This is a genomic window from Runella sp. (assembly GCF_965279615.1).
Lineage (GTDB): Bacteria > Bacteroidota > Bacteroidia > Cytophagales > Spirosomataceae > Runella.
Map to the genome: position 1 here is coordinate 194,690 of NZ_OZ257252.1, position 12,873 is coordinate 207,562.

Genomic DNA, 12,873 nt, shown 5'->3' on the forward strand with positions numbered 1-12,873 from the left:
GATTTACCGAATAATAAGAAACAAGGCATTGTCGGGCAAAGAAGGGTCATTTATGGTCGTGAGGCATTCATGGTTGGCTACACCGGCATTACTGTTTCCTGACCATAAATGACCACAGAATCATCTAAACAAGTTCAAGTGGCACCAAATTGACGGCTACCGACAAAGTGTGTTTTCCGGAACTGAAAATGATTCCTTTCAACGGAGCGATGTCGCCATAATCACGTCCATACGCAATGATAATGTGCCTTTCCTGCGGTATCATATCATTGGTAGGGTCAAATTCGCACCAACCCATGTTGGGAATATAGACCGATAACCACGCATGAGACGCATCCGAGCCCTGCAATTTTTTCTTGCCCGGCGGCGGTAGAGTTTCAATGTACCCGCTTACATAGCGAGCGGGAAATCCCAGACTTCTCAAGCCGGCAATGGCCAAATGAGAAAAATCCTGGCATACGCCTTTGCGCTCTTTCAGGACGGTTTTGAGAGGGGTATTAACGTTGGTAAAATTGGAAACGAAGGTAAATTCCGTGTAAATTTTGTGACACAACCGTCGTACACATTCGTATAGAGGAAGATTGTCGGCAAAACAGTCCTGCGCAAAATGCCTGATTTCATTGTCCCACGAAATAAACGGGCTGGGCAAAAGGTATTGCAGTAATTCCGCTTTCAGCAAATGAGTATTCCAAATATAATTGCGGGCATCTCGGCACAACATGGAAAGGTTTTCCAACGGAATAGTTTTGGAGAAACTTTCCACCGTACTTTCCGCGATTACGGTCAGTTCATTGTGCGAAACATCAATAGAAAAATAATGGAGCGTATTACCGAAAAAATCGGTTCTCGGTACCACTTCAACGGGAGTAGGGGTAATTAGAAGCGAAAAAGAATGACACAATTGCCCCTTCATGGTCTGCGGTTTCAGACAAACCAGACTGTGATAGGTGCTCACCGGGACCACATATTTATACTTTGTTCGATGCGTTAGCTTATACTTCATTGGTCTCGTTGTTGTTGGTACCCTCCAATAAAACGTTTTGAATAACAGTATGCATAAAATACAACTGGGTCAGGCTGAACGTAACCGAAGAGATCAGTTCGGTGACTTCGCCCAATAAGCGGTCTAAATTTTCCCGGAATTGGGTATTGGGCTGACAGGCGCTAAGTTTGGAGACAGCGGCAAGTTTTATCTTAACGGAGGCTTCCAAGACGGCTTTCTCGGCCTGATTTAAACGGTCGAACCGGGCGTCTTTGGGGAGCTGACAAAGGCATTCAGACAATAGATCCAATTGATAAACAAGGGAATAAGGAAGCTTTTTGTCCAACAAAACCATGTCGAGCGCAGCTTCCAAATTAAAACTCGTTTTGTAGATCTGGCGGTAATGAACCAACAGGTGTTGGTTGGTCAGTAAAGCTTCAATGAGTTCATTCTCAATGTTTTCGTCATTTTTGAAACTAAAGAATGAACGAATGATACTGATACGTGAAAGCACTCGCTCTACTAATTTGCCGGCTTCCAATAAAAAATAACCGCTGTCACGAGGCATGGATTCGGAAATGATACCGTAAAAAGAGAATAGCCGAATGTGCAGTTTGTCGAGTACTTTCTGAAAACTGTTGGGGTTATGTTTATCGGCGTTTCTAACCTTTTTCTGACTGTTTTCGATCAGGTTAATGATACGGCGTGTGTCGTTGTTCCACTTGTCGCTGACGCTGATGACACAATGTAGGAACGAGCTTAAATGCGATGCCACCGAGCCCGGTTTTTGCGCATTGTGAATCAACTCAATGAGTTCTAAGTACGGATTTTCGCGAATGGCAGTATTGCCTTCGTCTGTAAAGCCCGGATACGTAAACGTCAGGTGCGTGACGGATTGCAGCAAAATATCAATGTACTCAGATTTGTACGAGCCCCTGAAGGCAACATTTTCATTGAGCGCATTGATAACGATGGTCATGAATTTGGTAAGCGCCATGGTCCGCTCGCTATACCGCCCCACCCAAAAAAGGTTTTCGGCCGTACGGCTGGGCAACGAGGTATGGTGAATGACAGGAGCAGTTTTCTGAACCGCTATTTTGGTATTCACCTCAGGCATGGTGTCGGAGACGATCCACGTATCTTTGGAAATACCGCCGTATTGATTTGAAATAATATAACGGTCTTTTTCCGCCGAACTCCGGGTCAAGCCACCGTTCATCACCTGATATTCATTGCCATCCGATACCAAAAATGCACGAAGTGAAGCAAGACGAGGCTCGATTTTGCCATCCACCAACGAAGGCGTGGTGGAAAGACTTACTTCTTCCTGCGCAATATATTCATGAGGGTGTTGAAGAATGGCATTTCTGAGATCGGCAAGTTGATCATTGGTTAAAAGCCGACCGTACATTGACCGAAATCTTTGCTTACGATTGGCTTTTTTAATGATCAGCCGGTGGAGATTTGCAAGTACAAAATTACGCTCTTTGGGCTGTCCGCACCACCAGGTCGCAATAGAAGGCATAATGAGTTCTTCACCCAAAAAATAGCGACAGGTAATGTTCATAAATGCCAATAATGCACTGTTTTCAAGCACACTTGCTCCGGGAGGATTAAGCACAACAACATTGCCGGAACGAATTACGTGTAAAAGCCCGGGCACGCCCAAGCGTGAATCTTCACGCAACTCGAGCGGATCGCACCAATCATCGTCCACACGGCGCACAATCACATCCACGCGTTCCAAACCATCAATGGATTTTAACCAAACGTAGCCATTCCGCACTAACAGATCGTCCCCTTGTGCCAACGTATAGCCCAAATACGAAGCTAAATAAGCATGCTCAAAATAGGTTTCGTTGTTGGAGCCGGGGGTCAGATAGATAATGTTTGGATTTTCTTTTCCCCGATTGGCAAATCCCGAAACCGTTTGACTGAAATGATTGAAAAAAGGAGAAAGCCGATTTACAAACATCCCTTCTGTCAGTTCGGGCAACAGCTTGCTCATGATGCGACGGTTCTCAAGCGTATACCCTGCGCCCGAAGGAACCTGCGTGCGGTTATCGACGAGCCACATCCGGCCGTCCGGCCCCCGGGCCATGTCGGCAGCGTACAGGATCAGCTGATTTTGAGAAGGAAGTTTTATGTCAAAACAAGGCCTGAAAAAACCTGTATTGTCAAATACCAACTCAGGGGGTAAAATATCATCTTTGACGAGCTTTTGGGGACCGTATATGTCTTTTAGCATTAGATCAAGCACCAACGCCCGCTGTTTAAGCCCTTTTGAAATATGATCCCATTCCTTCTGCTCAATGAGAAAAGGAATAGGATCAAGTTGCCACGGACGATTCAGCCCATCGGAACTGTCATATATATTATAAGTAACGCCGTTTTCCCGCAGTCGATTGATGATCTCCTGATTTCGTGCCTCCAACTCTTTGATTCCCAGACGTTCAAGTGAAGTAAAAAGGGTTTTCCAATGCGGTTTGACGTGACCATCCGGACCGATGGTTTCGTCATACGAATTGATTTCCTGTTGATACGATTGGAGTAAATCAATAGAGGTGCTTGTGTGCATTAGGAAATTGTTACAAAGAATAATTACTCAATTGGGCTCTTAAATTACTATTTTGCACGCCAAAATCTTCTTAAATCCAACGTATTTGGATATTCCGGATTGATGAGTTCAATCGGAGTATCAATTTTCAGGTCTTTCTTGCTTTCCGCAACGAAACGTGAAATAGTCGACGTTGCCTGTTGTACCGGTGCCGATGCTTCCTGATTATCGTTGGAAGGCGTATGGCCAAAACCCCAGAAACGACTGATCATCCGTGATTCCGCTTCGTAGCTGTTAACGGGGTATGTATCAAAACTGCGCCCTCCCGGGTGAGATACGAAATATGTACAACCACCCAACACACGGTTGTTCCATGTGTCCACCACATCAAAAACAAGCGGCGCATCTACGCCAACCGTGGGGTGCAGGGCAGACGGTGGATTCCACGCTTTGTAACGAATGCCCGCCACAAATTCACTTTTAACGGCGGTACTTCTGAGCGGAACGCGGCAACCGTTGCAAACCAGAATATGACGATCCTGCACAAAACCACTGACCTTTACCTGTAAGCGTTCCAGCGAAGAATCTACGAAACGAGAAGTTCCTGAGCTTGACAGTTCTTCGCCCAGTACGTGCCACGGCTCAATGCCAAGGCGTATTTCCAGTTGCATGTTATCTACCGCAATGGTTCCGTAATGTGGGAAACGGAATTCAAAGAAAGGATCAAACCACGATATATCGAAGGCATAACCGGCATCTTTGAGATCATTGACCACATCGACCATATCCAAATAGGCAAAGTGCGGCAGCAAAAAGCGGTCGTGTAGTTCAGTCCCCCAACGGATCAATTTTTTCTTATAAGGCTCTTTCCAGAATTTAGCGATCAGCGCCCGTACCAACAGCGTTTGCACCAAGTTCATGTGCTTGTGAGGCGGCATATCAAACGCTCGGAATTCCAAAATCCCCAGTCGGCCCGTTGAAGAATCGGGAGAATATAGTTTGTCAATGCAGAATTCTGTACGGTGCGTGTTTCCCGTTACATCCACCAAAAGATTGCGGAAAATACGGTCAACCATCCAAAACGGCACTTCGCCGTTATCCGGAATTTGGTCAAACGCAATTTCGGCTTCGTACAACCGCTCATCGCGGCCCTCGTCGATGCGCGGCGCTTGACTTGTTGGGCCAATAAAAGAGCCGGCAAATAAATAACTCAACGCCGGGTGATGCTGCCAATAAGTGATCAAACTGCGCAACAGATCCGGGCGACGAAGCACAGGGCTATCGGCCGGAACAGCGCCGCCAATGGTGACGTGGTTGCCGCCGCCGGTTCCGGTATGGCGGCCATCGACCATGAATTTATCGGTGCCCAAACGGGCAAAAAATGCCTCTTCATACAACGCGCTGATGTTGTCCACCAATTCTCCCCACGATTTGGAAGGGTGGATATTGACCTCGATCACGCCCGGGTCGGGAGAAACGATCAGTTTTTGCAAACGATAATCAGATGGCGGTGTATATCCTTCAATTCTAACCGGAATCTGCAATTTTTCGGCAGTAGCTTCGATGGAAGCCATCAGGTCCAAATAATGCTCTAAATATTCGGTAGGAGGTAAGAAGGCGTAAATAATACCGTCACGCTCTTCAATGGATAATGCTGTTTTGAAGGTATCAACTTCAAAGGCAACTTCTTCTTTCTTTTCGGTTTTTTTAGGAGAAGCCGGTGCTTTATAGTCCGGGGCAATACTTCCGTATCTTTTTTCTACAACATCGCCATATTCACCCAATGGTGGCAAACTTTCGAACGGACTTCGTTCGATGGGGTCTTCGCGTTTGTCTTTGCTTACTTCGGGCAAAGAATCCAACGGTAACCGCAACCCAATGGGCGAATTGCCGGGAATCAAATAGCAGTGATTACGTCTGAACTGCCACACACAACTCGTCCAAGCCTGCGTATTCCAATTCCATTTAAGCGGTAAGACAAACCCCGCCGGGTTATTTAACCCTTTTTCCAATAATTTCGCCAATGTTTGACGTTCCACCGAATCTTTCAGATTGACGGCCAACGGGTCGATATTGACGGGCAATTTTCCTTCTTCCAACGCCCAATAAATAGGGTCTTCGTAGGTCGGGGTTAAATTATTGGGGTTGATTCCCAAGTATTTCGTCAGTTCTGTTGAAAATAATTCGGCGTCTTTATACGTAAATTTTTTGTCACCTTCTTTGGCCACGAGCGCATCATTTTTCCACAATGTTTGGCCGTCTTTCCGCCAGTAAAGCGCGTATTGCCAACGGGGAAACAACTCGCCCGGGTACCATTTTCCCTGACCGAAATGAAGCAATCCTCCGTGAGCAAAGCGATTTTTGAGACGTAACGCCAGATCATAAGCCAACTTACGTTTCAGTGGTCCGTCGGCGGTAGAATTCCATTCCGGCGATTCAAAATCATCAATCGAAACAAATGTTGGTTCGCCCCCCATGGTGAGTCGTACGTCGCCGTCCTGCAGGTCTTTTTCTACATCATTGCCTACCTGCATGATGTTCTCCCACTGCTCTTCGGTATACGGCTTAGTAACACGCGGATCTTCGTGGATGCGGTAGACGTGGTTGTCAAACTCGAACGTTACGTTACAAATGTCGGTTGCGCCCGTAACGGGCGCGGCGCTGGCGTAGTCGGGAGTACAGCACAACGGAATGTGTCCTTCACTCGCAAAAAGCCCCGATGTAGGGTCTAATCCGATCCAACCGGCGCCCGGCACATACGCCTCGGCCCAAGCGTGCAGATCGGTAAAGTCCTTTTCCGGTCCCGAAGGCCCGTCGAGTGATTTAATGTCGGACGTTAACTGAACCAAATAACCTGACACAAACCGCGAAGCAATCCCCAAATGCCGAAGTATCTGCACCAGCAACCAAGCCGAATCGCGGCAGGAGCCGCTTAAACTCGTGAGCGTCTGCTCACAGGTCTGGACGCCGGGCTCCATACGAACATTGTAATACAGATCTTTAAACAGCTTTTGATTAAGATAAACCAGATAATCAACGGTTTTGATGTCGGTCGTCAGTTTATTTTTCTCGATCCATTCCAATAATTTAGGTCCGGCCTCGCGTGCTTCCAAATAGGGTGTCAGCTCATTTTTAAGGAGAGCGTCGTAGTGGAAAGGAAACTTTTCGGCATATTCTTCGACAAAAAAATCAAACGGATTAATGATCTGCATCTTGGCGATGACTTCCACCTCAATGCTGAGTTCCGTCGTTTTTTCGGGAAAAACTACCCGGGCCTGATAATTGCCAAAGGGGTCCTGCTGCCAGTTTATGAAGTGATTTTTGGGCGAGATCTTAAACGAATATCCTTCAATCGGCGTCCGCGAGTGGGGGGCAGGGCGTAATCGAAAAATATGAGGCGACAGGCTTACGCTTCTGTCAAAGATGTATTTGGTTTTGTGGGAAATTGCAACTTTTATCGACATATATAATCAATTTGATACGAGCGTGGGACGATTTATGTAAAAAAAATCAAAAATGTGGTCAAAAGTAAATTAACCACTAAAAAATCATAGATTGTCTTGGAGGAGTAATAAAATATATTTTACCCGAACTGTTTTTCAGGTGACTCAATGTTGAGTTAATCCAACGTTTATCAAGTGGTAACACGATTTCGGAACAATACGTTGCCGGTTGCGATGAACACTTTACGCAATTCTTCCCTTGCAGTTGGTTGTTTTATCTCTGTTTAACTGCGAATCATCGCGTTTTTTGGTAGAAAATCAGGATTACCTTTACTTTTAGTCGTTAATACCCTTTTTAGAATGCCTAATGAAAATCAACACACTAATTAAGAATGAAAAAAAACATCTTTACCTCAACAATTGCTTTATTATCAGTTTTTTACCTACAGGCCCAAAATCCACTCTTGCTGCGTCAACCGGCCATCAATAAGGATGGATCGTTGGTAGCGTTCTCTTTTCAGGGAGATATTTGGACAGTGCCAAGTTCGGGTGGAAAAGCTTCCCGACTCACCATTCACGAAGCGTATGAAGGCAATCCGGTTTTTAGTCCTGATGGCAGCCAAATTGCTTTTTCCGGCGCCCGTTTTGGCAATAATGATGTATTTGTAATGCCTGCTGACGGAGGAATGCCGAAACGTTTGACGTATCACTCGGGTGGTGATTTGGTTTCCAGCTGGACGCAGGCGGATAAAATTCTGTTTTTGACCAATCGGGAATTTAAGCAGATCGAACGTCCCAATGAAGTATATTCTATCAGCCCGAAAGGGGGAACAGAATCTCGCTTTCTGGATGCCGTTGGGCATGACCCTGTTTTGTCTCCCGATGGTCGTTTTCTGGCCTTTGTACGTGGTGACATCAATCCCGTAGCTCGTCAGGAATACAAAGGAAGTTCTGACCGTGATTTGTGGATTTATGACACAAAAAATAAGACCTATCAGCAACTTCCGGGGTTTGAAACCAATGATGTGTTGCCGCAATGGGGTGGAAACAATTCGCTGTACTTTTTGAGCAGCAACGACGGTTCCTACAATTTGTACCGCCTGAAAATGGATGCCAATGGAAAAGCCACGAATACGCCCGAAAAACTGACCAACTATAAGGATGAATCCATTCGCTCTTTCAGTCTTTCGGGAGATGGCAGTTCGATTGTTTTCGAGAAAGATATGAACCTGTACACCATGAAAACGGAGCGTGGTTCGGCTCAGAAATTAAATGTGCTGATTAGCGCCGACGAGCGTCTGGATGCAACCGAGCAAAAAACGTTGACGACGGGAGCAAGCGATTATGCAGTTTCGCCCAACGGAAAATTGTTAGCATACACGATTCGTGGTGAGGTGTTTATCAAAGAAGCAGACAAAGAGAAATCAAGAAGTATCAATGCTTCGGAACATGCGTTTCGGGATGTAGAACCTACGTGGCTGAATGATTCAACATTGCTTTTCAGCAGCGACCGCGCCAACGGGAATTTTGATATTTACATGGCTCGCTCGACCGATACCACGCAACGGAATATCTTCAAAAGCTTAAAACATCAATTAACGCAAGTCACAAAAACGCCCGGTGATGAAACGGCGCTGACGGTTTCGCCGGATGGTAAAAAGATTGCCTACGTGCGCGGAAGGGGCACTTTTGTAGTGGCAGAAATCAGCGCGGACGGTAAATTGTCCAACGAAAAAATTCTGAGTGACAGTTGGGATGCTCCCAACGGCATTGCGTGGAGTCCCGACAGTAAGTGGTTGGCATACGCCATCAGTGATTTATATTTCAATCAGGAAATCTTCATTCAGGCTGCCGATAATTCGACAAAACCGGTCAATGTGACGATGCACCCACGTACCGACGGACGCCCGTATTGGAGTGCTGACGGTTCTAAACTGGGCTTTATTTCAGGACGCAGCGCCGAGCGAAGCAACGATATTTGGTTTGTGTGGCTCAAAAAAGAAGATTGGGAAAAAGAAACGCAGGATTGGCAGGAACGGGATACCCCGGCTGCCGAAACGCCACCGGCAAGAGGAGGAAATGCGAAACCCGCAGCACCCAAGCCCATTAAAATTGATTTTGACAAAATCCACGAGCGCTTGGTACAGGTCACCGGTTTTGCGGGAGATGAAGGCGACTTGGTTATTTCAAAAGACGGAGAGACATTTTACTATACCACGGCCAGCAGCAATGCCAAAGGAAGAGACTTATACAGTATCAAATGGGACGGAAAAGAGCTCAAAGAGATTACCAAAGGCGGTAATAACCCGAGCAACGTGACGATGGATAAAGAAGGCAAGTACTTATACTTTACCAGAATGGGCGCTTTGGGCAGGATTGACGCCAAAACAAGTGTCTCCGAACCGTTACCCTACGTGGCCAAAATGAAAATTGATTACACGGCCGAACGCACCCAAGTATTTGAAGAAGCATGGCGCACCATTCGTGACGGTTTTTATGACCCTAAATTTCACGGACATGATTGGGTAAAACTGCACGATAAATACAAAGAACGTTGTGTCAATGCCAGCACGGGCAATGATTTCAGAGATATGTTTAATTTGCTGTTGGGCGAAATCAATTCCAGCCACATGGGCCTGACCGTAGCCGACAGAACCGATACTCAACGGGAAGCAACGGGGTTGTTGGGAGCAGAACTGGTACCCGTGAGTGGTGGGGTGAAAATAGCGCACGTAGTTCCGGATGCACCTGCCGGTAAAGAAAAAAGCAAGTTGAATGAAGGTGACGTAATTACGGCGGTCAACGGAGAAAGTGTCAACGATAATGAAAATTTTCATGCACTGATGAATGGTTTGGTGAATGAAAGAGTATTGTTGAGCGTGCGGGGCGTTGATGGAAAACAGCGCGAAGTAACCATTCGATTGACGGCCAATATTGCTGATAAACTCTATGACGAATGGGTTGAAAACAGAAAGAAACTGGTTGAGAAATTCTCCAACGGTCGTTTAGGCTACATTCACATCAAAGGCATGGATTTTCCAAGTTTTGAAGTAGTGGAAAGAGAATTTACGGCGGCCGGCTTCGGAAAAGATGGCTTGATCATTGACGTTCGCTACAACGGCGGCGGCTCTACGGCCGATTATTTAATGACCATTTTAAATTACAAACAGCACGCCTACACCATTCCGAGAGGAGCAAGCGAAGATCTGGAAAAAGACAAGTTGAAGTTCAAGGATTATTACCCGATTGGCGAACGTTTAGTGTATGCCGCATGGACGAAGCCTTCGATTGCGCTGTGTAATGAAGGAAGTTATTCCAATGCCGAAATCTTTTCACACGCTTATAAAACGCTTGGAATTGGTAAATTAGTAGGTGTGCCGACCAACGGCTCGGTAATTTCAACGGGCGGGAAAGGTTTGATGGATGGCTCTTTCGTGCGTTTGCCTTTGCGAGGCTGGTTTACCAAAACCACTGATAAAAATCAGGAACTCGGCCCGGCGGTTCCCGACATTATCGTAGAAAACCAACCGGATTGGATCGCAAAAGGTACGGATGACCAACTAAAAGCGGCCGTAGACGCGTTATTAAAGGAAATTAATGCGAAAAAGTAAAATGAGTTCCTAAAAATTTCGTTGTACTTGTACATGAGTTAAATGCTCCGTAGAAGAATTATCCAACCCCTTGTAAGGATAGCTTTTACGGAGCATGCTTTTTTTGGTCGCAAGGTAGAATCTACGAGGCATTTTTGTGCCTTAGGCACTGCCTATTTGTAGAAACTAACAAATGACCGGGCATTTTGCCACGTAGTGGCTACCCTTTTACACTTAATGTTGAAGTTAGCGGCAAATTGTAAAGTGATCTGTTAAATTCCCAAGCTCTTCAAAAAATCATCCCGGTAACTGCTGCCGATGGGAATTTCGTGGTTTTGAATAAAAACACGATTTCCTTCAATGTGCGTTATTTTGGCCTTATTGATGATAAAAGAGCGATGCACACGCAGAAACAACGACTTGGGCAAAAGCTCCTCAAAACTCGAAAAGGTCATGCTCGGAAGTAACGTGTTTTGGGGTGTGATAATTTTGATGTAATTGCCCTGCGCTTCGGCAAACAACAGTTCATCGTGCATGATTTTGTATATCTTGCCATCGGCCTTGAGAAACAAATAATCTTCCGTTTTTTCGTTTTCCGTTATTCCTTGTTCCGCCACATTCAATCGTTCCAACGCTTTGTCAACGGCCACAATGAAACGTTCGAGCGAGAAAGGTTTCAGTAAATAATCAATGGCGGCTAAGTCAAAAGCATCGACGGCGTATTCTTTGTAGGCAGTCGTAAAAATGACCTGCGGTTGATTTTTGAGGGTTTTCAGAAACGCTATGCCGTTGAGTACGGGCATATTAATGTCCAAAAAAAGAATGTCTACTTTTTGAGTTTGCAGAATTGTTTTGGCTTCCAATGCATTCCCAACCGAAGCCACAATGTGAAGCATCGGCAAGTGACTGCAATACGCTTTGATGATTTCCCGGGCTATGGGTTCATCATCGACAATCAGGCAATTGATTTGGGGCATTATTGGGCGAATTTTTAAACCATATAAGGCATTTAAGGACATATGAGAAATCTTATATTTCCTTAAATGCCTTATATGGTAATAAAACTACTTCATTTTCAACTGTAACATGACGTGATAAAAACTATCCTTTTCTTCGATCTTCAAATCGTGCTCATTAGGATAAAGGAGTTCCAATCGTTTTTTAACACTGGTGAGGCCAAAACCACTGTGTTTTTCGCGCGTATTTTCAACTTCCTGCGCAGGGCCATACGAGTTTTTTACCGAAAACAGAATAGAATCAGCCCACGTTTTTAAGGTTATTTCTACGAAAACAGTCTCGTCAGCCGTGTTTTTAGAATGTTTAAAGGCATTTTCAATAAATACTATCAACAGCATCGGCGCAATTTTGATGTCGGGTTTGGGAAGAGGTTCAATGGCTGTCCGAAGCAGCAACCGTTCTCCGATGCGTATTTTTTCAAAGTCAATATAGTTGTTAATATACGCTAATTCGTCATTCAAAGAAACAAACACTTCTTTGGCGTCATAGACCGAGTAGCGCAGCAGATCCGCCAATTTCAGCAGTAAAGGCGGGATTTTTTCGTGCTGCGTGATCGACAATCCGTAGAGATTATTCAGCGTATTGAACAAAAAATGCGGACTCAACTGAGACTGTAAAAGCTGCAATTCACTTTTGCTTTGCGCAGCGGTCGTTTGAGCTTCGCGCAATTGGTAACTGACATTGATGCGAACTATTTTTATCAAAACTCCCAGTATAAATCCAATGAGTGCAACAGGAATCCAGAACAGAGAACGGAAGATTCTTGCGTGTTGGAACTGAATGGCGGCCAGCGCAATAACAAGACCGATGATCACAACGGCCAAACTGAAGATGTAGTCATTGCTGATCGGCTTGGAAGTAGACACCCAAAGCTGAGAAACGTATCTTCCTGAAAATACACCTATCACAAATAAGAATGTAACCGTAGCGGCAACGGCCTCATCTTCGCCGATACCGATACTTCTTACGTATATTTCAAGTAAAAAAAAGAAAGGAATACTACAGAGAAGCGATAAAAAAATATAAAGATTCTTCCCAAAGAAAGAGATTAGCCAATGATTGTTTGAACTACTCATAAGCGTGTTGTTTACGTGTATTTTATTAGATCAGTGGGCAAAGTTGAGGAATTCAGTAAATGTACAGCCATTTTCAGGATGAATACGCCTAAATCCATGCCGGAAACCTTTTGGAAGCACATAAACCTGTTTATCATGCAAAAATGAATGTCTGTCAGTCTCTCGGTAAGCTTCGACATGATTTTTTCAGGGCGTGAGCAACGGCTTT

6 protein-coding genes are annotated in these 12,873 nt (G+C 45.2%); 1 reads left to right on the top strand and 5 read right to left on the bottom strand.

What is annotated here, in order from left to right; genetic code table 11:
- Positions 1-124: 124 nt before the first annotated feature.
- From ACQY73_RS00890 to ACQY73_RS00900, 3 genes are read right to left on the bottom strand one after another with little or no spacing between them, the layout of a single operon-like run.
- The gene (locus tag ACQY73_RS00890) at positions 125-1,003 is read right to left on the bottom strand and encodes a transglutaminase family protein (RefSeq protein WP_428660152.1); all 879 of its coding nucleotides are present in this window, start codon (positions 1,001-1,003) and stop codon (positions 125-127) included.
- Positions 993-3,560: a circularly permuted type 2 ATP-grasp protein gene (locus ACQY73_RS00895; protein WP_428660154.1), complete on the bottom strand. Its 2,568-nt coding sequence runs from the start codon at positions 3,558-3,560 to the stop codon at positions 993-995. The genes ACQY73_RS00890 and ACQY73_RS00895 overlap by 11 nt, the downstream gene beginning before the upstream one ends.
- A gap of 47 nt (positions 3,561-3,607) precedes the next feature.
- Positions 3,608-7,003 carry a DUF2126 domain-containing protein gene (locus ACQY73_RS00900; protein ID WP_428660157.1) on the bottom strand — a complete coding sequence of 1,132 codons (3,396 nt, stop codon included), beginning with the start codon at positions 7,001-7,003 and terminating at the stop codon, positions 3,608-3,610.
- A gap of 371 nt (positions 7,004-7,374) precedes the next feature.
- Here ACQY73_RS00900 and ACQY73_RS00905 point away from each other — a divergent pair, with 371 nt between their 5' ends.
- Positions 7,375-10,593, top strand: a complete 3,219-nt coding sequence (locus ACQY73_RS00905) for a S41 family peptidase (RefSeq protein WP_428660160.1) — start codon at positions 7,375-7,377, stop codon at positions 10,591-10,593.
- Positions 10,594-10,844: 251 nt separating this feature from the next.
- Here ACQY73_RS00905 and ACQY73_RS00910 read toward each other — a convergent pair whose 3' ends face one another.
- Both ACQY73_RS00910 and ACQY73_RS00915 read right to left on the bottom strand, forming a co-directional pair.
- On the bottom strand, positions 10,845-11,549 hold the full coding sequence (locus ACQY73_RS00910; protein ID WP_428660163.1) for a LytR/AlgR family response regulator transcription factor: 705 nt from the start codon (positions 11,547-11,549) through the stop codon (positions 10,845-10,847).
- Between the two features lie 87 nt (positions 11,550-11,636).
- Positions 11,637-12,665, bottom strand: coding sequence for a sensor histidine kinase (locus tag ACQY73_RS00915; protein ID WP_428660166.1), 1,029 nt, complete (start codon positions 12,663-12,665; stop codon positions 11,637-11,639).
- Positions 12,666-12,873: the final 208 nt, after the last annotated feature.

Coding starts and splice junctions, on each gene's coding strand:
- ACQY73_RS00890 (WP_428660152.1), bottom strand. CDS start 1,003: ATGAAGTATAAGCTAACGCATCGAACAAAGTATAAATATGTGGTCCCG.
- ACQY73_RS00895 (WP_428660154.1), bottom strand. CDS start 3,560: ATGCACACAAGCACCTCTATTGATTTACTCCAATCGTATCAACAGGAA.
- ACQY73_RS00900 (WP_428660157.1), bottom strand. CDS start 7,003: ATGTCGATAAAAGTTGCAATTTCCCACAAAACCAAATACATCTTTGAC.
- ACQY73_RS00905 (WP_428660160.1), top strand. CDS start 7,375: ATGAAAAAAAACATCTTTACCTCAACAATTGCTTTATTATCAGTTTTT.
- ACQY73_RS00910 (WP_428660163.1), bottom strand. CDS start 11,549: ATGCCCCAAATCAATTGCCTGATTGTCGATGATGAACCCATAGCCCGG.
- ACQY73_RS00915 (WP_428660166.1), bottom strand. CDS start 12,665: ATGAGTAGTTCAAACAATCATTGGCTAATCTCTTTCTTTGGGAAGAAT.